The 21,597-nt window shown below is 67.7% G+C and carries 15 protein-coding genes; 5 read left to right on the top strand and 10 right to left on the bottom strand.

The features are described from left to right. Positions 1 to 285 precede the first annotated feature (285 nt). Positions 286 to 843 (bottom strand): hypothetical protein, encoded by a 558-nt coding sequence (locus tag ACIBVN_RS17005; protein WP_397137236.1) that lies wholly within the window; start codon positions 841 to 843, stop codon positions 286 to 288. Between the two features lie 97 nt (positions 844 to 940). Here ACIBVN_RS17005 and ACIBVN_RS17010 point away from each other — a divergent pair, with 97 nt between their 5' ends. Further along, a complete protein-coding gene (locus tag ACIBVN_RS17010) occupies positions 941 to 1,687 on the top strand; it encodes a hypothetical protein (RefSeq protein ID WP_397137238.1) in 747 nt (248 codons plus the stop codon). A 322-nt stretch (positions 1,688 to 2,009) separates the two neighbouring features. Here the strand turns inward: ACIBVN_RS17010 and ACIBVN_RS17015 are convergent, their stop codons facing one another. Further along, positions 2,010 to 2,315, bottom strand: coding sequence for a DUF1330 domain-containing protein (locus ACIBVN_RS17015; protein ID WP_397137240.1), 306 nt, complete (start codon positions 2,313 to 2,315; stop codon positions 2,010 to 2,012). A gap of 188 nt (positions 2,316 to 2,503) precedes the next feature. On the opposite strand from ACIBVN_RS17015, the gene ACIBVN_RS17020 reads away from it, so the two are divergent. The 3 genes from ACIBVN_RS17020 to ACIBVN_RS17030 all read left to right on the top strand — a co-directional run bounded on the left by ACIBVN_RS17020 (position 2,504) and on the right by ACIBVN_RS17030 (position 6,366). Then, positions 2,504 to 3,406, top strand: coding sequence for a LysR family transcriptional regulator (locus ACIBVN_RS17020; protein ID WP_397137241.1), 903 nt, complete (start codon positions 2,504 to 2,506; stop codon positions 3,404 to 3,406). A 939-nt stretch (positions 3,407 to 4,345) separates the two neighbouring features. After that, positions 4,346 to 5,140, top strand: coding sequence for a nucleotidyltransferase domain-containing protein (locus tag ACIBVN_RS17025; RefSeq protein ID WP_397137243.1), 795 nt, complete (start codon positions 4,346 to 4,348; stop codon positions 5,138 to 5,140). Between the two features lie 56 nt (positions 5,141 to 5,196). Continuing rightward, complete coding sequence (locus ACIBVN_RS17030; protein ID WP_397137245.1) at positions 5,197 to 6,366, top strand: IS5 family transposase; 1,170 nt, start codon at positions 5,197 to 5,199, stop codon at positions 6,364 to 6,366. Between the two features lie 359 nt (positions 6,367 to 6,725). On the opposite strand, the gene ACIBVN_RS17035 is transcribed toward ACIBVN_RS17030, so the two are convergent. The 8 genes from ACIBVN_RS17035 to ACIBVN_RS17070 form a co-directional block, all read right to left on the bottom strand. Beyond that, entirely contained in the window at positions 6,726 to 8,618 is a 1,893-nt protein-coding gene (locus ACIBVN_RS17035; protein WP_397137247.1) for a glycosyl hydrolase 53 family protein, read from the bottom strand. A 283-nt stretch (positions 8,619 to 8,901) separates the two neighbouring features. Next, positions 8,902 to 10,215 carry an RICIN domain-containing protein gene (locus tag ACIBVN_RS17040; protein ID WP_397137248.1) on the bottom strand — a complete coding sequence of 438 codons (1,314 nt, stop codon included), beginning with the start codon at positions 10,213 to 10,215 and terminating at the stop codon, positions 8,902 to 8,904. 163 nt (positions 10,216 to 10,378) lie between these two features. Continuing rightward, positions 10,379 to 11,881 carry a glycosyl hydrolase 53 family protein gene (locus ACIBVN_RS17045; protein ID WP_397137250.1) on the bottom strand — a complete coding sequence of 501 codons (1,503 nt, stop codon included), beginning with the start codon at positions 11,879 to 11,881 and terminating at the stop codon, positions 10,379 to 10,381. Between the two features lie 26 nt (positions 11,882 to 11,907). After that, positions 11,908 to 13,107 carry a carbohydrate-binding protein gene (locus tag ACIBVN_RS17050; RefSeq protein WP_397137252.1) on the bottom strand — a complete coding sequence of 400 codons (1,200 nt, stop codon included), beginning with the start codon at positions 13,105 to 13,107 and terminating at the stop codon, positions 11,908 to 11,910. A 64-nt stretch (positions 13,108 to 13,171) separates the two neighbouring features. Beyond that, positions 13,172 to 14,806, bottom strand: a complete 1,635-nt coding sequence (locus tag ACIBVN_RS17055) for a GDSL-type esterase/lipase family protein (RefSeq protein ID WP_397137254.1) — start codon at positions 14,804 to 14,806, stop codon at positions 13,172 to 13,174. Between the two features lie 100 nt (positions 14,807 to 14,906). Further along, the gene (locus ACIBVN_RS17060) at positions 14,907 to 17,135 is read right to left on the bottom strand and encodes a carbohydrate-binding protein (RefSeq protein WP_397137256.1); all 2,229 of its coding nucleotides are present in this window, start codon (positions 17,133 to 17,135) and stop codon (positions 14,907 to 14,909) included. Positions 17,136 to 17,165: 30 nt separating this feature from the next. Beyond that, complete coding sequence (locus tag ACIBVN_RS17065) at positions 17,166 to 17,291, bottom strand: hypothetical protein (protein ID WP_397137258.1); 126 nt, start codon at positions 17,289 to 17,291, stop codon at positions 17,166 to 17,168. Then, entirely contained in the window at positions 17,266 to 18,444 is a 1,179-nt protein-coding gene (locus ACIBVN_RS17070; protein WP_397137260.1) for an arabinogalactan endo-beta-1,4-galactanase, read from the bottom strand. The genes ACIBVN_RS17065 and ACIBVN_RS17070 overlap by 26 nt, the downstream gene beginning before the upstream one ends. An 872-nt stretch (positions 18,445 to 19,316) precedes the next feature. Here ACIBVN_RS17070 and ACIBVN_RS17075 point away from each other — a divergent pair. Next, positions 19,317 to 21,482, top strand: a complete 2,166-nt coding sequence (locus ACIBVN_RS17075) for a rhamnogalacturonan lyase (RefSeq protein WP_397137830.1) — start codon at positions 19,317 to 19,319, stop codon at positions 21,480 to 21,482. Positions 21,483 to 21,597 lie beyond the last annotated feature (115 nt).

Raw genomic sequence — 21,597 nt, forward strand, 5'->3', positions numbered from 1 at the left:
GCCGGCGGGGCGACGACCGCGCCCGCGACCGGCGCCTCTTTTGTCGTGCTGGCGGGCCTGGCCGGCCTCGGCCTGATCCCGGCGTCCCTGCTGCCCTCGCGTCCAGTCCACAGCACCGCAGCTACGGCGGCCACCGCGACGGATAAGGAATGACAACCGAACCTGGCCGTCACATGCCGTAGCGAACGTGAGCTGACCAGACCGACCGAGCAGCTCGGTCACACCCAGCTGCCCCGTACCGAGGTCCAAGCTAGTCACCTGTTCCTGGACGGAAGGGTGCAGCTCTCATCTGTCGAGGCGGAGCCGGCCCTCCTCGTCCAGTTGCGGCTCGTGGGCGCCGGTGAGCTGGTCCCACATGTCCACTGCCTGGGCGATGGGGGACTGCATGGTGCCGCCGAGGACGCCGCGCAGCAGGCTGGTGTAGAGGGCGGTTCCCGGGATCGCGGTGGAAGCCTGCGTCACGGCCGCGCCGTTGACCGACGTCAGCGCCCGTCCGCCGACTCCGCTCGGTACGCCCTCGATGGTGAGCGCGGTGCCTTCCAGGTAAGCCTTCGCGGCGCCGATCGTGCCCTGACGGTAGATCTGCGAGGTGAGGTGCGAGCCGATGTAGGACAGCGCCACCGTGGTGAAGCCGGGGCGGAGCAAGCGGCGGGCGGCCAGGGCGTCCACCCACCGGGCCCAGTCCTCGCCGCCCATGACCTTGATCGTGTCGGCCTTCTCGGCGTCGGTGGCCGGGTCGATCCAGAAGCAGCCTGCTTCCCGAGGGCTTTCGCGCCGACGACCGTACCTGGCTGATCGTCCTGCTGGAGGGCAGCGCGCGCACCAAGGCTCGATCGGAGTCAACGCTCTATGCCTACTTCGGACGAGTCCGACCCCACTCCTGGCTTGGTCAAAAACCCGGAACCAGCTGCGGGAGGTCACGGAGAACGACGTCTCCCAGGTGTTGGACGCGTTGACCGGCCACCAGCGCGCTGGCACTTTCACCGCGTTGCGGTCACTGTTTCAGTTCGCCAAGCGCCACCGCCTGATCTTCGCCGATCCGACCCGCCGTTTGAGCGTCGGCCGCGCGCCGGGGCGCGTGTTGCAGCCCATGACGGACGCCGAGATCGCCAAAGTCAAGAAGGTGGCGGTGACGTCAGAGCAACGGCTGATCGTCGCCTTGGCCGCCGTCCATGCCATGCGCGCGAGCGCCATTCGCCAGCTGACCCTTGACGACATCGACCTGCCCAGGCGGCAGATCCGGATCCGCGGTCATCACAAGAAGCTGTCCGAGTTCGCGCACCGCGCCCTCGTCGACTGGTTGCATGATCGCCACCGCCAGTGGCCGCATACGCCCAACCGCCATGTCCTGATCTCGTGGAAGTCCGCAGCCGGCACCGAGCCCGTCAGCGACTCCTACCTGACCTGGCGTCTGCTGCTTCTCGGCGTCCAACCTGAGCAGATCCGCGGTGACCGTGTTCTCCAGGAAGCACTCGCAGTCAACGCGGATCCGTTGCATCTGGAGCTGGTCTTCCACCTCAGTTCGCAGACCGCCATCGACTATGCGGACATCGCCCGAAGCCTGCTGGAGCGTCCTATCGAGGCCATGTTGAGCCGAACCCCACCTGATCTTGATCATGAGCTGTCGAAACCCCGTGGGTTCCGTCGTGTCCGTTCCGCTCGAAAGCCGCAGTCTTCGGAGCCGTGAGCAGCGGATGGCAAGGTAGGTCCGAACGGTGCTGACGTGAGTTGTTCGGACCTACCTTGCGTTTTCGGTGGCGACGGCTCGCTTGCCGGGGGCAGCCGTCTCAGGCGAGCCCGGCGTGAAAGGACGACTGCCTTGGCTCCGACAGTCCAGCTGGTCCGGACGTCGCGTCGCTTCTTCGATCCGCCCGGCAGGGATCAGGCCGTCGAGGACGTCGACGACGAACTGGGACGCGGGGCATGGCTTCGACCTCGTCTCGTGAGTCGTCGTTCAGCACCGTGTGCGTATCAGGTGACGGATGCTCAGCGATGGCTGGGCCCGCCGGTCAGCCGATGCCTTCGATGATGCGGAAGTCGCGCTCGAAGCCGTCGGGGAGGGCCACCAGCGCCTTCTGGTATGCCTCGCTCTCGTATGCCGCGACGGCCTGTTCAAAGCTGTCGAACTCGATCAGAACGACGCGTTGCGTGATTCCGGCCTCGTGGGCGACGACTCGACCGCCACGGGACGGGATCCGGGACAGGACGCGCCCGCCCCCAGCCTGGACAGCCGGACCGGCCAGCTTGTCGTAGGCAGTCAGCGCCTCAGGATCGGAAATGGCGGGGTAGACACTGACCCAGTAGCCCTTAGCCATGGAAACCTCCTGTGTTGGGCCGGACACGTCCGACTTCGAATTGACACTCAGATCGATCGATCCCGGCAACGGGTACTGCGGTCAGTTGAATCGTCATATGCGCAGGTTAGGGCTTGATGTGCGGGCGAGGGAAAGACCGGTACGGGATAGACTCAGAACGGATCGTTATCAATCGGCAGGGAGAGCACGTGGCGCCGGATACGGTGAGCCTGCGGTACTTCCTGGTGCTGGCGCAGGAGTTGAACTTCACCCGCGCGGCCGCACGGATCGGTATCGCACAGCCCGCACTCAGCGCCCGGATGCGCCGATTGGAGGCGGAACTCGGCACGGCCCTGCTGGTCCGCAACACGCGTAGCGTCGAATTGACCACGGCCGGTGCGGCTTTGGCGGAGTCCGCGCCGCCCGCGCTGGCGGCGCTGGACCGGGCATGGGACACCGCCCGGAGCGCGGCGGCCGGTGAACTGGGCACGCTGCGCATCGGATACAGCCTCAGCGCCGGGGCCGAGACGGCACCGGCCCTGGTGGACAGGCTGATTCGCGGCAACAGCGGACTCGAGGTCGGCGCGGTCCCGATGGCGACACCGGAGATCTCCCCCGCGGTCGCCGACGGCCGCATCGATGCCGGGATCACCCGCGGTGAACAGCCGGGCCGTGGCGTGCGCCGGTTCCTGCTGCGGCGTATGCGCGTCGGGGTCCAGTTGGCGCAGCACCATCCGCTGGCCGAACACCCGGAGATCGAGATCGCCGACGCGGCCGCGTATCCGCTGCGACTCCCGGACCGTGCGGCCAACCCCGTGATCCACGATCAGCTGTCCGCACTGTTCCGAGACATCCGACCACACCCCCGATTCCACACGCCCGCAGTCTCTTTCGACATGTCTCAGCGCGACCTGCGCGACGGGGTCACCCTCGCCCCGGCCGGAGAAGCCGCGGTCACGGCACAACCGGCCGGTCTCACCTGGCGACCGCTGCGGGGCGCGCCCGGCCTGACGATCCACCTGGTCCTCCCACGCGAGCAGTCGCCGCTACACCGCCGCATCCGTGCCGTCGCCAAAGCCCTGGCGCACGAGCTGCACTGGCTGCCGGACTGACGCGCAAGAGGTCAAGCGAGACGGACGCCTGCGGTGGCGAGGCCGAAGACCTTGCGCCCGGCGGACTTCGCGGTGATGACGACGACGGTCTTGCTGAATGTCCGACACGACCCTCGCTACGCCGGCGGATCAGCATCCGATGATGGCCCCGGGTCCGGTCCGAGTCGTACACCGCGCGGCGACGCGAACTCGAAGTCATCAACCGGCCGCACGACTCCACCCGGCACCACGGACAATCCAGCCACACGCGGCATCCTGGATCAACAGCAGGCACTACATCCCGGAATTCGGCCAGGCGACCTGGGACGAGCTGAACCTGAGCAGCGGAGGGCCCGGGCGCCCACCATTACAGACCAAGTACATTCTCGGCTTGTGGAGACCGCTGATGAAGACCGGTTACCCGCACCAGCGAGGGTCGCCTGGGCTCGGCCCTCGGTGATCAGCTGAACGGACAGATCACCACTGCTGGCGTCGCAAGGCTCTCCGCCAAAGGCCGATTTCGATGAGCAGTTCGCGATCAATGGCGGCAACGGCAAGTACCGGACCGCCCGCAGCCAGGAGCGGGTCGTCCGGGAACCGTCGACCAGGCGAAGGTCAGCTCGGCGGTCATCAGGCGCGGTCCCGCTCTCTGAGAGCCTGCTGACAAAGGGATTTGCTGTTGTTGTCCGAGGACCCCCAGAGTCTGGTCATGTGGATCGTTGACCGTAAAGGAGAGCGGGCTCCCAGAAGATCACAGAGGATGAGCTGATGAGCCCGCACCGCTGCCCGGCCGGCGGGCACTCTTCCCATGTACACGTACCGAGCCCGGCACCGTTCGGGGTGACGTTCCAGCCGTCCCGGTAGGCACGGCAGGCCTTCACCCGTGCTCTTCTCACGTGCCCGGGCCGACCGGACGGCATGGTACGTTTGAAAACTTTGTTTCGTATCGAAAGGAACGTCATGGACGCGCTCTCCCTGCATGCCCGGTTTCTCGGCGATGCGCTTCCTCGGATGCAGCAAGATCCGAGGGTGGCCGGTGTTGCCGTCGCGGGGTCGATCGCGAAGGGACGCCCCGATAGCTACTCCGATGTAGATCTCATCGTGGTCATCGACGACGAGGCGTTCGACTCGGTCATGAAGGAGCGTCTTGAGCTGATCGGCTCGTGGGCCGCCCTGGTGGCCGGGTTCACCGGGGAGCATGTCGGCGAACCCCGACTGATCATCACGATTGTCGGGCCGCCCCTCCTTCACGTCGACTTCAAGTTCGTGCGAGCCTCCGACTTCGCCGAGCGTGTTGAGGACCCGCACATTCTGTGGGACCGAGACGGTGCCCTGGCTGCCCTTTTGGCGAAGCATCCGCTGGCGGACCCGTCGCTCGACCTCCAGTGGATCGAGGACCGATTCTGGGTCTGGGTGCACTACGGCGCGACGAAACTCGGCCGCGGTGAGCTGTTCGAGGTCATCGGCTTCCTCAGCTACCTGCGAGAGGCCGTGCTGGGTCCTCTGGCCGCTCGGCGGGTGGATGCGCCACCGCGCGGCGTCCGCCACCTCGAGTTCATCGCACCGGATGAGGCGCGCGCCCTTCAGGCAACCCTCTGCGGTTACGACCGGCACGACGCCGGTCAGGCTCTGCTCGCCTGCGTCACGCTCTACCGCCAGTGGCTCAACGACACCGAAGCGCTGATCGAACCCCGTCGCCACGCCGAAAAGCTCGCCGTGGAGTACCTCCACGACGTCATCGATCAGGCGAGCTGACCAAGCCGTCCGGCAGGAGACGTCGGAGGCGCCGCTGCTGACGCCGCTCCTGTCAGATGAGGTGTTGTCTATGCATCTCGGCGACCAGGAGCCCGTGGTTGTCTGCTTACACGCCCACGTCCGTGGGCGCCAGCGGTTGTGCTTCACCGGGGTGCCGGTGTCATGGCCGAAAGCCGTCGTATCCGTCGGATCTGACCGATACCGAGTGGACGGTGCTGGAAGTCGAGGCGCGAGCGGTGATGGCCGAGTTGGTCGCGCCCACGGGCAGGCCGATGGTCCATGGCCTGCGGGCCATGCTGGACGCGATCAACTACGTGACCAGGTACGGGATCGAGTGGCGGGCCCTGCCGGTCGACTTCCCCTCACACGAGGCGGTGTACGCCTTCTTCCTGCGCTGGTCCCGGCGAGGCCTGCCCGAACGGCTCGCCGGGCGCTTACGCGGCCATCTGCGGGTCATGGCCGGACGTGGCGAGCTGCCCACGGCCGGGTGTATCGACTCCCAGACGGTCAAGGCGGCTGAGACCGTCGGGGCTACGGCCTGCGGTTTTGACGCAGGCAAGAAACTGAAGGGACAGAAGCGGCATATCGCGGTCGACACGCTCGGGCTGCTGTTGTGCGTGATCGTCACCGCTGCGTCGGTTCAAGACCGTGACGGCGCGTACCCGCTGCTGGCCCGGCTGCGGGAGAAGTTCTCCACCATCGCGCTGGTGTGGGCGGACGGCAGCTACGCCGGACGCCTGCTCGCCTGGGCGCGCTACGTGCTCCACCTGACCGTCACGGTCGTCAAGCGCTCTGATGACCTGCGCGGTTTCGTCGTGTTGCCGCGTAGGTGGGTGGCAGAGCGAACATTCGCCTGGCTAGCTCGTTACCGCCGGCTCGTCAGGATCTACGAACGCAAGCCCGAACACCACGAATTCATGATCTGGTGGGCCACCGTGTACCAGATGACCCGCCGCCTGACCCGCAACCTGGCAGGGCAACCGCCCCATAGCCGATGGGGCGACCCACCACCCCTTCCAGAGCTGTCCAGTCCCGACCGGCGCGGCAAGGTCCTGGAACTCCTGGCCGTCCAGCCCTGGCGGGCTTGGAGAGGGGCCGAGCTGGCCGTCATCCTCGGGATCGAGAACGTCAACAGCTTCCGCGTCCAGCTGTCCCAATGGTCCCACGAGGGTTACATCAACAAGATCGGACCAGCCCTCTACGGCCCCATGCCCACAAGCACTTAAGCCTTCGTCAGCAGGCTCTGAGAGAGCGGCGGCCACCGTTCGGGCTCCGGCAGGTCGAACAGGGGCAACTCGTCAGCCATCCTCACCGACCGGGTCGGCCCGGTGGTAGGCGGCCAAGTCACGGGACGCAGCCCGTCCCCGCGCCGACACGTCGGGGCCGGCGCGGCGGCCCAGGCGCGCACTCCGCTGCCGTCGGCCTCGGTCCGGCGCTATTCGCACGCCCGCACCGGTAGGGGTGGACACCGGCTCGGTTTGCCTGAGCGGGAGGGCCGCATGCGACACGCGTATGTGGCCCTCCCGCCGCGACTCGCCCGCCCGGTCTGGGGCTCGACTCGCCTCGACGGGCCTTTGAGGAGTGCCTAGATGACGTCGATGACTGCGGTGACCTTGCCCAGCGCCGTCGTCCCGACGATGACCACCTCACCGGGCGTGTCGGTTGCTCCGTCCGGCAGCGCCTGCCAGTGAACGGGGATTGTGGTGATGGCGTTGTTTGCGGTGGTGAGCTTACGGATGGAGGAGGGGAGCGCTGGAGTCCTACCTACCCGGGTGGTGATGTAGACGGTGTCTTCAAGGACGTGCCTGGCCTGGCTCGCGTTGAACACGTTGATCGACGCGTGCGGCTCCCAGGTGTTGGGCAACTCGGGAACGGCCCGGAACATCGGCTGATAGCCCGCCGGCTCCCAGACCAGCACGCCGGTGCCCTGGTTGTCGACCACGTCATTGGCGGCCTGGAAGACCCGCTGGATAGCGTCTGCCTGGCCCTGGACGGTGCGGGGGAAGGGCGAGTTGGGCAATGGCGAGCCGTCGCCGCCGGACGCGGGGTAGGCGGTCTCGGCGATGTCGATTTCGTAGTCGGGGTAGGTCGTCGCGATCGTGTGCAGGTTGGCATCCAATGCGTCAGGCGATCCGTGCCACTCCGGATAGTATGAGATCGCGAGTACGTCAGGGTTCTGGCCTTTTGCCTTGACCCGGGTGAGGAACTGGCTCCAGAACTCCATGGTCTTGGCGAGCCGCCCGGCGTCGACGATCACATGGATCTCCACCTTGGTCTTCGGCGACGTATCGCGCACGGCCTTGATCCCGGCCGCGGCCAACGTGGTGAACCGGTCCCACGCCTCGTTGTAAAGCCGTTGCTCGACTGGGTCGGTCGATTGCCAGTAGCGCCACAGCAGGCCGCCGCCGGGCTTCGACTGGTAGATGTCGGCCTGGTTGACGAAGTACGGCGGGTTGGTCGTGCCGATGAGGGCCGCCTCGCTGCCGTACATGAAGCCGTTGATGATCTCATTTCCGACGGCGACCTTGTCCGGCGTGGTGCCCTGCTTGATCAGCCGGCGGAGGTAGCCGCCGGTGAAGTCGTACACCGCCTGCGTCAGATCGTCGAACTCCAGCTCGGCCCAGGCGCGCGGTTTCGGTTGCTTGGCCGGGTCCGCCCAGGAGTCCGCGTAGTGGAAGTCGATGCCGAGGCCCATGCTCCGCTCCTTGATCCACCGTGCTGACTGCAGCGAGCGTTCCGGCCCCTGGCGCGGGATCGGCGTCGGTTCGCCGGTGCTTTCGTCCCTCGGCTCGTTGAAGATCCGCAGCCGGACGTACTCCATGCCGCGGTCCTTGGCCACGTCAAGTAGGTGCGGTCCGGCGCCCCGGTCGGCGGCCAGGGGGTTGACCCAGTATTCCCGGGTCTGGACGTCGTCCACCCAGGACAGGTCGGCGCCGAGGATGAGATCGTCGCGCAGGTAGTTGAAGACCTGCAGCTCGCTCACCCCGACCTTGGGGTGGCCTGACGCACCGGTGACCGTAAGCCGGACGAAGCGTGTTCCCGGCCGGGTGAACAGGTGCACCGCTCCCCGTGACGCGGCTTGGTCGCGGAACCTGTCGGCGATCGTGGTCCAGCGGCGACCGTCGGATGAGGTCTCGATGACGTACCGGTACACCACGCCACGGTCGGCGAAGATCACCTTGACCTTCCGCAGGTTGTCGTAGGTGCCGCCAAGGTCGACGGTCAGCCGCTGTCGGGCGCTGGGGCCGTCCGCGTACCAGGACGTCGCCGGGTCTCCGTCAGTGGCTAACCGAGCGGTGGACGAGCCGCTGCTTGCCGTCGCGGAGGCCCAGAACTTGGCGGCGATGTTGCTCTCGATCGGCTTGATGTCCGCGGTGCCGAAGATGGCGTGCGCCGGCGCGGGCGCTAAGGACATCCCCGCCGCCACCGCAAGCGCGGTGAGTACCGCGGTGGCGCGGGCCCGGTATCTGTCGCTCATGTTTGCTCCCTAGGCGTGCGGATACGAATGGGCAAAGTAGTTGGTGGCGGTCAGCTCTGGGATCTGCGCGAAGGTGTCCGCCGTTCCGGGCGCTGCATGTCTGCGGAGGCGAATCTCCGAACCGCGGCAAGGGTTTCGTCGGCGACCGTCCCCAGAGAGTCCGAGTCCATCCGGTGTATCGCGACGGCCGCCAATTCTCTTCTGGACTATCGCATCCAACCGCCGAGAAACAGTCAGGGGAGGGACTGCGATGTTGGGTTCACAGACCCGCCTTCCACATGGGTTAGACGCGGCGCCGGGTGAAGCGTTGGTTGGGGCTGCCGTTGTAGGTGTATTGGGCGATGCGGGCACCGTCGGCGGTGGAGTGTTCCCAGACGTCCATGGCCAGGCCGGACTCCCGGTTGACGAGGCTGATCACGTCACCGCCGTGGTCGACCACGCGCCACTGCTGGCCGGTGGCGCCGGTGTCGGCCTGTTGGATGACGTCCGCGCCGGTCGCGGTGCCCGTTGGCTGGAGGAACAGGCCGCTGTGCCGGGCCTTGACGCGGACGTGGCCGTCGCCGGAGTCCACAAACTCGAACTGCTGGTTGGGGCGACTGTTGATGGTCCACTGGATGAGCCGTGCGCCGGCGGTGGTGGAGGACTCGTTGATGTCGGCGGCCTTGCCGCTGTGCTGGGCCACCAGGGTGTAGGTGGCCGGGCCGCCGGGCGAGTCACCCAGCTGGGCTTCCCACCTGGTGTTGGACCCGGCAGCGTCGGAGGGGAGGCGGTCCCGTGCGGCGGTGTCACCGTACATGGTCCAGCGGGCCCAGTCGACGACGGTGTTCGGGAAGCGGTTGTCGCTCCAGAAGCTGGTGTGGCTGCCGCCGACGAAGGTGAGGAACGCCTTGGGCCAGGTCATCTCCGTGTACGCCTGCCGGGCCGAGGAGTACGACGTGGTCGAGTCGCGGTCACCGTGGACGAACAGGACTTTGGCCGAGACCGAGCTGGCGGGGTTGCCCATGTCTATGCAGGACTGCGGGTTGGCGGAGATGATCCGGCTGTCGGGCCAGGCGGTCAGCAGGCCGTGGGTGGTCATGCCGCCCAGGGAGTGGCCTGACACTCCGACGCCGATGCTGGTGTTGATGTGTCCGGCCAGCGGTCCGCTCGAGTTGAGGGCGAGGGTCTGGGTGAGGATCTGCGAGACGTCCTTGGAGGTGTTGCCGTTGTTGACGTCGTTGAAGTTGTGGTTGAAATGCGGGGCGGGGACGATGAAGCCCGCCGCGGCCAGGGCCCGGATGATGAACAGCGAGTTCTGCGGGCTGCTGCCGTAGCCGTGGGTGAAGTTGTAGACGGGGAAGGCACCGTTGGCGACCGGGGCGTTCGTGACCGGGTTGCCGCCGGGGGTGCCGGTGGCGGGATAGTAGACGTAGGTGGTGCACGGGCGGCTGCCGCGGGTCCAGTCATACCGGCGAACGCCGACCGCGAACGGCGTGGTCGGCGCCGTGTCCAGCGGCCCGACGCCGGCGAGCGCCTGCCCCGCGCCAAGCAGGGACAGGCCGAGGCCCGCCGCTCCGGCCGCGCTCACGCTGAGGAATGTCCGCCGTTGCATGGTCATGGATGACTCCTTGGGTGTAGGGACGGCTGTGGCGATGGGGAGTTCGGTTGGGTCCGTTGCCGGGTGCGTCCAGTCGGCGGCAGGTCGGCTGGACGCGCGGCGCGAAAGCGGGTGCGGGTGCTCCTGCCAACCGCGAGGGGCGGCAGGAGCGTTGTGCGCGTTGTCAGGGGAGCCAGCGGGTGTTGGGGTTGAGGCGGCCGTTCTGGTCGAAGACGGCCTGGTTCTCCCAGGCGTTGCCGGAGCTGTTGATGTCGGCCGGGTTCCAGCCGTTGCCGGGCACGGCGTACCAGGTGGGCTCCCAGTAGAAGATCCCACTCGCACCGGCGTTGCGGGCGGTGTTCTGCACGGCGGCGAAGTTGGCCTGCTGTCCGGCGGGCGTCGCCGGGTAGCCGGAGCACGGCTGGGAGGAGGTGATGATGTTCCCGGTGTGGTCGGAGTTGGCCGTGGTGAACGGGTAGGCGGTCTCGGCGAGGATGACCGGCTTGCCGTACCGTGACCGCATGTCGGAGACCACGGCGGCCATGGTCGACAGGCTGCCGTGCCAGTAGCAGTAGTAGGACAGGGCGGTGATGTCCCACTGCACGCCCTGGGCCCGGATGCCGTCGTAGAACCAGCGGGCGCCGCTCTCCACTCGCGCCGTGTGGATGATCACCTGCGTGCTGCTGTTGCAAGCCTTGGTCGCGTTGTAACCGGCCTTGAGTAACAGGCCCAGGTTGGTGAAGTTGTTGTTGGTCACCTGGCCGTCGGGCCACAGCATGCCGGTGTTGATCTCGTTGCCGATCTGCACGCTGTCCGGCGTGGTGCCCTGCGCCTTCAGGCTGGTGCACACCTCGTAGGTGTAGTCGTAGACGTCCGTCTGCAGCTGGCTGATCCCGTGGTTCGCCCACGCCGCCGGTTTGGTCTGGGCGCCGGGGTCGGCCCAGGTGTCGGAGTAGTGGAAGTCGATCATCAGCTTCAGGCCCTTGGCTTTCACCGTGCGTGCGTACTGCAGGACCTTGTCCTTGTTGTTGTAGCCGCTGCGCGGGTTGTTCCAGATCCGCAGCCGGACGTAGTTCACACCGGCGCTCTTGAGGATGTCCAGCGGGTCACCCTGGGTGCCGTTGGCGTAGTAGTACCTGGCGCCCAGGTGAGCGGCCCGCTGCAGCGTCGACACGTCAGCGCCCTGCATGATCGTGCTGTTCCCGTCGTCCGTCGTGACGTCGAGGTAATCGATGTTCGCGAGCCCGCCGGCGGTGGTCGCGGCGAGCCGCACGGTGTTGCTCCCCGCGTTCAGCTGCACCGGCAGGCTCTTGGTCACCCAAACGTTCCATGCGCCGGTGCCCTCGAAACCGAACCCGGGCTGCACCACCGACCCGTTGACGCTGACGTCCGCAGGCCGGTTCGCGGTGGTGCCGTTGGCGTACCGGAAGCCCAAGGCAGCGGTGCCGGCGACCGGCATGTTCACCGTGAACTGGACAGCGCTGCCGACGGCGTTGGGCGTGTCACAGAAACCGCTGCCGGAGTGGCCGGAGTGGTTCGAGGCGACGACGCCACTGCATACGGCGGGTGCGGACTCCACCTCGTACCGGGTCGTCGCGGCATGCGCGCCGGTCGCGAACGCGGCGGGCGCGCTGGACAGGGCCGTCGCCATCGCCGTGACAACTGAGATCTTCGACAACCATTTCATGAGACTCCTGGGGGGTGAGTCGAGTGTTACCTCAGGTACGCGGAGAGGGCGAGTTGCTGGTCGCGTACCGCCTTGGTGACCAGGCCCGCGATCTGGCGTGCACCCGCCGCCTCGAAGTGGGTGTGGTCGTTGGCGAAGAACGCGCCGACAGGGCCGGAGGAGTAGTCGCCGTTGAACGGGCAGAAGCGCAGGCTGTTGTAGAGGGTGTAGCTCAGTTTGTGGAGGTCGATGACCGGGGTGCCGGTGGCCGTGCTGACGTCGAAGGTCTCGGTCACGAAGCCGCGGTTGGGCGTCGCGGTGCTTCCGCTGCACGTCAGGGCGGCTGCCGGGGTGACCAGGACGGGGTGTGCGCCGCGCTGCTGGGCGGCGCGGACCATGGCGGTGAGTAGTTCGCGGTAGCGGGTGGTGCCGACGTGGCGTGGGCAGGTAGAGGAGCTGTCGTTGATGCCGAACTGGATGACCAGGTAGTCACCGGCTTTCATCCCGGTGGAGGCGTTGAGCATCGCCTGCCAGCGGGCGGCGTAGGCGGTGGAGCTGAGCACGCATTCCCCGGCGGAGTTCTTGGTGCTGGTGACGGCGGACTCGTACAGCCAGGTCTGGACGCTGCGGCCACCCACGGCGTTGTTGACCACGGTGGCGTCGGTGGTGAGGTAGTTGCCGAGCTCCCGGCCCCAGCCGACGACGTTGCTGCCGGAGTTGCTGGCGACGGTGGAGTCTCCGGCCAGCCAGACCGTGATCTTGCCGGAGGTGGGCGCGTCGACCTCCAGGTAGTCGAGGTTGGCCAGGCCGTTGGCGGTGGTCGGGTTCAGCCGGATGGTGTTGTCGCCCACGTTCAGCGATACGGTCAGCGTCTTGGTGACCCAGGTGGTCCAGGCGCCGGTGGGGTCGAACGCGCTTGCGGCATGTGCGACCGCGCCGTTGACCAGCACGTCCGCGGGACGGCCCGCGGTCCCGCCGTTGGCGTACCGGATGTTGACGGTGGCTGCGCCGGCGGCGGGCGCGGTCACGGTGAACTGCGCGGCCGCACCTGCCGCGTTGTTGGCGTTGCAGAATCCGCTGCCGGAGAACCCGGTGTGGTTGGACTCGATGACACCGTCGCACGTGGCCGGCGCGCTCTCCGCCTCATAGCGGGTCGCCGCCGCGGCGGCTCCCGCGGCCATGACGACACCCGCGGCGGCGGCCACCGTCAACGCGACAGCGGCGGACAGCCTTCTGCGTAAGGACATGGGTAACTCCAAAAGGTGAGTCGGGTCTGGTCATCGCAGCAGGTACGGCACCGGCACAGGCGGGTCAGCTGAGTGCGCATCCGGCGTCGTTGAGGGCGAAGGATGCCGGGGCGGTGTTGACGCCGTTCCATAGGCTGGTGAAGCCCACAGCCGCGGAGGCACCCGGGGCAAGAGCTGGGTTCTCCGAGGGATTGGTGCTCTGGAAACCGCCGTCCCATTGGTTGATGATCTTGTACTGCACGGCGCAGGAGTCGGACGTGCCGCTCGACGTCGACGTGGGGCTCGGCGCGAGGTGGGCGGCCACGATTGGCGCCAGCTTCGCCGCGATCGCACGGTGCCCGATGTCGTTGGGGTGAACGGCGTCGGATAAGCCATCCGGAGGCACCCAACCGTCGGTGTTGACGAAGAAGACGTTGCGATCGCCGGCATTGTTGACCGTCTGCACCGCGGCCTGGGTCTCCGGGACATACCGCCCGCGGAAGGTCTTCAGGGCCAGGATCGCGGCCTTCGGGTACTTGCCGCGGATCGTGCGCAGCAGCCCGACGTAGCTGCTCTGGAACTGGGCCGTGGACACCCCGTGGCCGACATCGTTGGTGCCCAGATTGATCACGACCACGTCCGCCTGGTACCGGGTGAAGTCGTGGTCGACCGCCCCGTCGACGGCGCTCACCTTCACGAACCGGCGGTCCAGGCCGACGCAGCCGTCTGCGGTGCTCACCAGGCAGGCGCCGCCCTGGGCGACCTGCATGTGGTCCAGCCCCAACTGCTCCCCGACCAGCCACCCGTACGCGGTGAGCGCGTTCTTCGAGCTGGTGGTGCCGACGGTGATGGAGTCCCCGACGAACTCGACCATGCCGCGGGCCGGCTCGGTGGGCAGAGTGTGCGCACCTGGGTCGAACACCAGCCCCTGGAAGACCGCGTCTCCACGATAGGAGCCGGCCACCACACGGTAGGACACGCGCAGGCTGTGGTTGCCCGCCGCCAGCGGTGTCGGGGTCAGGTTCACCGCGCCCGACATGTTTTGCAGGTAGACGTCGGGGCCGCCGTCGATGCTGTAGTAGAGGTCGATGGTGTTGCGCTGCTTCAGCTTGACGGTGGTGCCGGTGAAGGCCGTCTTGAGGTAGGCGCCGGCCCAGCCCGGGACGTAGGCGGTGCCGTTGCGGGTGTCCCAGCGGCCGACGAATCGGATGTTCGGATCGGTGGGCGAGCCGTCCCCGGCGCCCGTCGTGACCTCGACATAATCGATGTTCGGCAGTCCGCCGGGGGTGGTCGCGGCGAGCCGTACGGTGGTGGTTCCCGCATTCAGCTGCACGGGCAGGCTCTTGGTCGCCCAGACGTTCCAGACGCCGGTGCCCTCGAAGCCGAGCCCGGACTGCACCGTCGTTCCGTTGACGCTGATGTCCGCCGGCTGGTTCGTCGTGGTGCCGTTGGCGTAGCGGATGGCCAGGGTGGCCGTGCCCGCGGTCGGTGCGCTGACAGTGAACTGCACGGTGCTGCCCACGGTGTTGGGGGTATCGCAGAAGCCGCTACCGGAGTAGCCGGAGTGGTTGGAGGCGATGGCGCCGCTGCACACGGCGGGTGCGGACTCCGCCTCGTACCGGGTCGTCGCGGCGTGCGCGCCTGTCGCGAACGCGATGGGAGCGCCGGCCAGTGCCGTCGTCATCGCCGTGAGTATTGAGATCTTCGGCAGCCATTTCATCGAGGCTCCTGGGGGTGCGGGCCGGCTGCGGACAACTCGCCGTCGGCGCAGGTCACGGTCTGGCGGCCCGGTGGTGCCGGGCCGCCAGACCGCTGGGCGGTCAGCGGACGTAGATGTCGGGTTGGGGCGGGTTGCTCATGCCGTTGCCGAGGAAGAAGCTCGGGTGCGGCGGCTGGTTGTAGGCGGTGTTCTGCCAGGCGATGGCGACGCGGTACTGGGCGTCGTGCATCAGCGTGTAGATCCGCCGGTCGGTCTGCGCTGTGGTGGCGTAGAGGCGCAGCGCGGCGTTGTCGTCCCGGGGCAGGATGATCTCTTCGCGCCAGTCGCCGAACAGGTCGCCGGACAGCGACGGGGTGGCCTTGGTGCCGTTGATCGAGTGCGCTCCGGAGGCGGTGAGCAGGCGGGTGTCGCCGCCTGTGCCGTACTTGTCGACGTGGTTGCCGTCCAGCAGCTCGCGCACCGGATCGCCGTCCCACCAGGCCAAGAAGTTGTAGCTGCTGGGGTTGCGCCCGACGTTGCCGCCGGAGGCGTTGAAGAGGCTGCCCAGGCCGGTGCCTGATCCCCAGAACTCGCCGCCGGCGTTACCGGCGTGGATGTCGGCGGCCACGCCGCGGGCCGGGCCCTCGCAGTTGCAGGTGTTGTTCTTCTGCATGATGATCGAGCCGTTGTTCGCGTCGCGCAGCGTGGCGGAGGCGCCGGAGCTCTGCTCGTGGATCATCCAGATCTCCTTGCCGGTACGGCTGGGCACGAAGTCGCCGACGTGCAGGGCGTCGCCGTGGGCGTAGAAGCTGGTGGTGTAGCGGCCGGTGCCGCCTGCGTTGATGGTCATGCCGCCGTAGATGACCTCGTCGGTGCCGTTGCCGTCGACGTCGGCGATGGACAGCGAGTGCGCGCCGCGACCCGTCCACTGGTTGCCGGCGCTGCTGGAGTCGAACTTCCAGCGCCGGACCAGCCGGCCGTCGCGGAAGTCCCAGGCCGCGATCGCGCTCTTGGCGTAGTAGCCGCGGCCCATGATGAGGCTGGGCCGCTGGCCGTCCAGGTAGGCGGTGCCGGCCAGGAATCGGTCGCCGCGGTTGCCGTAGTTGTCGCCCCAGTCGTTGATGTTGCCGCGGGCCGGATCGAAGTTCACCGTGGACATGGCGGCGCCGGTGAGCCCGTTGAACATGGTCAGATACTCCGGCCCGGTGATGATGTAGCCGTCGGCGTTGCGATGCAGGGCGCTGCCGTTGCCGATCACTTGCCCGGTGCCGGAGACGGTACCGTCACCGGTCTTGACCGCCAGCTCCGCCCGGCCGTCGCCGTCGTAGTCGTAGACCTGGAACTGCGTGTAGTGCGCGCCGGCCCGGATGTTGCGGCCCAGGTCGATGCGCCACAGCCGCTGACCGTTGAGCCGGTAGGCGTCGATGTAGACGTTGCTGGTGACCCCGGACTGGGAGTTGTCCTTCTGGTCGCTCGGGTCCCACTTGAGGAAGATCTCGTACTGGCCGTCACCGTCGGCGTCGCCGACGCTCGCGTCCCCGGCAGTGTAGGTGCTTCCCGGCCGGGAGATCGGCACGTCCAGGTAATTGCCGCCGGTGAAGCGGAGCGACGGCTCGGACGCGGCCTGCTCCACCCCGTTGACGACCGCGCGGACGGTGTAGGAGGCGTCGGATGGCGCACCGTTGTCCAGGTAGTTGGTGGCGCCGGTGAGAGGCGAGGAGTTCAACTTGGTCGAGCCCCGGTAGAGGTTGAAGGCGGTGTCCGGGCTCTCGGTGCCCAGCAGCCGCCAGGAAACCAGGTTGCCGCTGCCCGAGCGCACGCTGATCAGGCCACGGTTGAGGTCCTCCATCTGCCGCCCGGTCGGGTTCGATCCGCCCTGGTCCAGCTCGAGGTAGTCGATGTTGGGCAGGCCGTCGGCGGTGGTCGGGTTCAGGCGGATGGTGTTGTCGCCGGCGTTCAGCGATACGGTCAGCGTCTTGGTCAGCCAGGTGGTCCAGGCGCCGGTGGGGTCGAAGGCAGCGCCCGCGTGGGCCACCGTGCCGTTGATCAGCACGTCGGCGGGACGGCCCGCGGTCCCGCCGTTGGCGTAGCGGATGGCGATGGTGGCCGTGCCGGCCGCGGGTGCGGTCACGGTGAACTGCGCCGCCGCGCCGGCGGCGTTGTTGCCGTTGCAGAATCCGCTGCCGGAGTAGCCGGCGTGGTTGGACTCGATGGCACCGTCGCACGTGGCCGGTGCGCTCTCGGCCTCGTAGCGGGTCGCCGCCGCGGCGGCCCCCGCGGCCATGACGACCCCTGAGGCGGCCACCGTCAACGCGACGCCTGCGGACAACAATGCGATGCGTAAGTGCATGATTCGAACTCCCGAAGGTAGGCCGGATGGCTATCGCAGGTAGGGGACTGGAGGCAGGTTCAGCTCACGCATGCGCTGCAGGACGAGCTTGGCCATCTCGTTCGCGCCGTGCGTGGAGAAGTGCGTGTTGTCATTCAGCTCGGTCAGGTAGAGCACGGCCGAGCCGTTCGGGCCGAGTCCCTCCACGAGCGCCTCGCTCGCGGCGGTCAGGTCGATCAGCGGCGTGTTCTGCGCAGCCGCCACCTGCCGCATCGTCGCCGGGAGGTTCACGCCCACGCTGTTGACGTGCAGCGCCGTCGAGGTCAGCGTGCTGTCGGCGGCGAACAGCCGCCGCACGGGAGGCGTGACGAGCACCGGCGTCCCGCCCTGCGACCGCACCTGGGTCACCAGGCTGGTCAGGTTCGAGGCGAACGCCGAGGCCGTTGTGGACCGTCGGCTCCCAGTAGAAGACCCCGATCGCGCCCGCGTTACGAGCAGTGCTCTGCACCGCCGCGAACTGCGCGCCCTGCCCCTGCCAGGTCATCCGGTACCCCGAGCAGCCCGAGGCCACCACGTTGCGCGTGGAGTCGGCGTTGTCGGCGGTGAAGGGGTAAGCGGTCTCGGCGATGACCACGTCCTTGCCGTACCGGGCCCGCATGTCGGCGATGACCGTGGACAGGTTGGACGTCGTGCCGTGCCACATGCAGTAGTACGACAGGGCGGTGATGTCCCAGGACACGCCCTTGGCCCGGATCCCGTCGTAGAACCTGCGGGCGGAGGACAGGCTCTCGGCCAATGCCGTGTGGATGATGACCTGGGTGCCGGGGTTGCAGGCCTTGGTGGCGTTGTAACCGGCTTTGAGCAGGAGGCTCAAATTCGTGAAGTCGTTGTTGACCACCCTGCCGTCGTCCCACAGCATGCCGGTGTTGATCTCGTTGCCGATCTGCACGCTGTCCGGGACGGTGCCCTGCGCCTTGAGGCTGGTGCACACGTCGTAGGTGTAGCTGTAGACGTCGGTCTGCAACTGGCTGATGCCGTGGCCGGACCAGGCGGCCGGCTTGTACTGCTTGCCGGGGTCGGCCCACGTGTCGGAGTAGTGGAAGTCGACCATCAGCTGCAAACCCTTGGCCTTGACGGCCCTGGCCTGCTGCAGCACCTTGGCCTTGTTGCTGTAACCGCTGATCGGGTTGTTCCAGACCCGCAGTCGGGCGTAGTTGACGCCGACCCCCTTGAGGATGTCGAGCGGATCTCGCTGCGCACCGCTGGCGTCGTGGTACTTCGCGCCCAGGTCGAGCGCGCGTTGTAAGGAAGAGACATCGGCGCCGAGCATGCTGAGCGATGCGGTGGCGGCCTGTGCAGATTGCCCGGGGGGACGGTAGCGGCGGCGCATAGGGCCAACGCCACCAAGATCCTCTTCATGAGATCCTCCGATGGTCAGGACAGAGATCAGAAACGGGATCACGGCAGCTGTCGATCGTGCGCAGGGCCGGGACCGGCGGCTGCGGCCGATGGTGGACGGGCATGACGAACAGACCCGCCGGCGCAAGCGTCCTGGGGCACGAGCGGGTGATCAGTCCGCTCAAGCCGCCCTGGTGTCGCTGCGCCGGGAGCAGGTGTCGACGGTCGCAGTCAGGCAGATGTCGTGTCGTCGCAAGATGTGCGACGAGGCGTTACGGGGATCGGGTGCGAAGCCGCAGGCAGAGTGGGGGGTGAGGCCACGCGTCCTCCTCACAGGCTTGATGAGGATCTGTGAACGTGCACAGTAATGCAGAACCAGCCTTGCCGAAAGAGCCCGCTTGACATCCGAGGTACAAGCCCAGTGCATAAGCACGCCATCCCGATCGATGTCAAAAACGCCGCCATCTGCGCTGTGAACGCTCCCAGAACGTTCCCGCGCTCTCCTGGGGTGGTCTGAAAGTTTCACACGCCGAGAAGATCTCGATGCGGGCCTGAGCCAAAGGCTGCGGGAAGTGCTGACCAGTGCCGCACCGCTGCCGTGGGGGAAGCCGTACACGCGAGCGGCAAAGAGACCTTGACGGGCCGATGTTTACGCTCCTACTCTCGCAGTCGTTATATCGATTCAATCACTCCGACGCCCCCTAGGACCTTCTCGTGCACCCCGCCCGCTTAGCGCTCTCAGTCGTGGCCGCCCTCGTGTGCGTTCTCCCGGCCTCGCCCGTCGCCGCCCAACCCCGCATCAAGATGGAGCGCCTCGACCGTGGCCTCGTCGCCGCATCGACACCGGGCGGCATCTTTCTGAGCTGGCGTTTCCTGGGCTCGGAGGTGACCGGAGCCGGGCCGGCCGGCATGGTCGGCACCGACTTTCGCGTCTACCGAGACGGCCACCCGATCGCCACCGTCACCGACAGCACGAACTACCTCGACCCTGCCGGTACGGCCGCCTCCCAGTACAGTGTCGCGCCGATCGGAGGCAAGCGGAGCGCTCCCGCCCGTCCATGGGATGAATCGTTTTACGATGTGCGGCTCCGCAAGCCCGCCGACGGCGTCACCCCGGCAGGCGAGGCCTACACCTACGCAGCCAACGACATGAGCGTCGGCGACGTGGACGGCGACGGCCGCTACGAGCTGGTGGTCAAGTGGGAGCCCTCCAACGCCAAGGACGTCTCCCAGCGCGGCTACACCGGCCCCACCTACCTCGACACCTACACCCTCGACGGCACGCTGCTGTGGCGGCTGGACCTGGGCGTCAACATCAGGTCGGGCGCGCACTACACCCAGTTCCTGGTCTACGACTTCGACGGCGACGGCCGTTCGGAGATGATGCTGAAGACCGCCCCGGGCACCAAGGTCATCCGCTACGACGCCGACGGCAACATCCGGAGCGAGCGGTTCGTCACCATGCCGGAGCCCGGCTACTCGCACACCGACGACTACCGTCTGAGCGCCGCGGGCTACTTCGACCACGTCGTGGACATGTTCATGAAGTGGCACGAGCACCCCGAGGTGGTCGCCGGGCGCTGGCCCGCCACGCTGGAGCAGGCCTTCGGCCTCGCGCCCGCGCACAGCTACCCGCTCTCCCGCGAGGCCGCGACGCAGCTGGCCACCCACTTCGTCGATGTCTACGCCCCCGCCCGCAGCGGCAACAACCGCCTGCGGGAGTTCGCCGGCTTCGTCATCAAGGGCCCCGAATACCTGTCGGTCTTTGACGGCGCCACCGGCCGGGAGCTGCAGACCATCGACTACAAACCCGGCCGGGGAGACGACGGCCTCATGTGGGGCGACTACGCGATGGCCCGCATCGAGCCCGGCAACCGCGTCGACCGCTTCTTGTCCTCGGTGGCCTACCTCGACGGCAAGCGCCCATCAGCGATCTTCGCCCGCGGCTACTACACCCGCACCACCCTGGTCGCCTACGACTGGAACGGCCGCAAGCTCAAGCAGCGCTGGTTCGTCGACAGCGGCCACGCCCCGATGGCCAACCCCTTCAACGCCTCCCCGCACGGCCTCGACGGCAGCAACCCCGCCTACGCCACCCTGACCACGCAGGGCTTCCACTCGATGAGCGTCGCCGACGTCGACAGCGACGGCAAGCAGGAGGTCGTCTACGGCGCGGCCACCATCGACGACGACGGCAGCCTGCTCTACTCCTCCTTCGACGTCGCCCCGCCGGAGAGCAACGTCCCCGGCCAGAGCGCCCGGCTCGGCCACGGCGACGCCATGCACGTCGGCGACCTCGACGCCGACCGGCCCGGCCTGGAGATCTGGACCGTCCACGAAGGCGGGGCCTGGGCGCCGTACGGCTGGGCCATGCGCGACGCCGCCACCGGCCAGGTCCTGTTCGGCGGCTACAGCGGCCGCGACACCGGCCGAGGCATGGTCGGTGACATCGACCCCGCGATCCGCGGCCTGGAGGCGTGGTCGTCGATGCCGCCCAATCAGGAGATCCAGGCGGGCCTGTGGTCGGCGCGGGGCGAGCACCTGGGCCGGGTCACTCCCGGCACCAACCAGAGCATCCGCTGGGCCGCGGACATGACCACCCAGCTGGTCAACGGCACCGCCACCACGACGCTCCAGACGCCGACGATCGACGACTGGAAGCGTGGCACGCTGCTGACCGCCACCGGCACCCTGACCAACAACTGGACCAAGGGCAACCCTGGCCTTGTCGCCGACATTCTGGGCGACTGGCGCGAGGAGCTGGTGGTGCGCACCGCCGACAGTACCGCCGCCCGTATCTACCTCAGCACCGAGGTGACCAACCGCAAGCTCTACACCCTCATGCACGACCCGCAGTACCGGGTCGAGGTGGCCAGGCAGCAGACGGGCTACAACCAGCCCGCCTACCCCAGCTTCTACCTCGGCTCCGACCTCGACTGGGCCAAGGTCCCGGTACCGAAGATCCGATGACCCGCTGCTGAGATGCCGGGGCGTTCGACTGTGGACTGCTCCCTCATAACGTAGAGACCGAACCGGGAGAGGTTGGTCGTGGCAGCCGCGCGGAGCTGGAGGACGAAGCGTGACG

Source organism: Nonomuraea sp. NPDC049400 (assembly GCF_044466425.1).
Classification (GTDB): domain Bacteria; phylum Actinomycetota; class Actinomycetes; order Streptosporangiales; family Streptosporangiaceae; genus Nonomuraea.

What these genes read in the sequence shown, in the direction of transcription:
- ACIBVN_RS17035 (WP_397137247.1), bottom strand. Translation starts at nt 8,618, where the DNA reads ATGAGCGACAGATACCGGGCCCGCGCCACCGCGGTACTCACCGCGCTT.
- ACIBVN_RS17015 (WP_397137240.1), bottom strand. Translation starts at nt 2,315, where the DNA reads ATGGCTAAGGGCTACTGGGTCAGTGTCTACCCCGCCATTTCCGATCCT.
- ACIBVN_RS17055 (WP_397137254.1), bottom strand. Translation starts at nt 14,806, where the DNA reads ATGAAATGGCTGCCGAAGATCTCAATACTCACGGCGATGACGACGGCA.
- ACIBVN_RS17050 (WP_397137252.1), bottom strand. Translation starts at nt 13,107, where the DNA reads ATGTCCTTACGCAGAAGGCTGTCCGCCGCTGTCGCGTTGACGGTGGCC.
- ACIBVN_RS17025 (WP_397137243.1), top strand. Translation starts at nt 4,346, where the DNA reads ATGGACGCGCTCTCCCTGCATGCCCGGTTTCTCGGCGATGCGCTTCCT.
- ACIBVN_RS17045 (WP_397137250.1), bottom strand. Translation starts at nt 11,881, where the DNA reads ATGAAATGGTTGTCGAAGATCTCAGTTGTCACGGCGATGGCGACGGCC.
- ACIBVN_RS17040 (WP_397137248.1), bottom strand. Translation starts at nt 10,215, where the DNA reads ATGACCATGCAACGGCGGACATTCCTCAGCGTGAGCGCGGCCGGAGCG.
- ACIBVN_RS17075 (WP_397137830.1), top strand. Translation starts at nt 19,317, where the DNA reads ATGGAGCGCCTCGACCGTGGCCTCGTCGCCGCATCGACACCGGGCGGC.
- ACIBVN_RS17030 (WP_397137245.1), top strand. Translation starts at nt 5,197, where the DNA reads ATGAGGTGTTGTCTATGCATCTCGGCGACCAGGAGCCCGTGGTTGTCT.
- ACIBVN_RS17060 (WP_397137256.1), bottom strand. Translation starts at nt 17,135, where the DNA reads ATGCACTTACGCATCGCATTGTTGTCCGCAGGCGTCGCGTTGACGGTG.
- ACIBVN_RS17070 (WP_397137260.1), bottom strand. Translation starts at nt 18,444, where the DNA reads ATGCTCGGCGCCGATGTCTCTTCCTTACAACGCGCGCTCGACCTGGGC.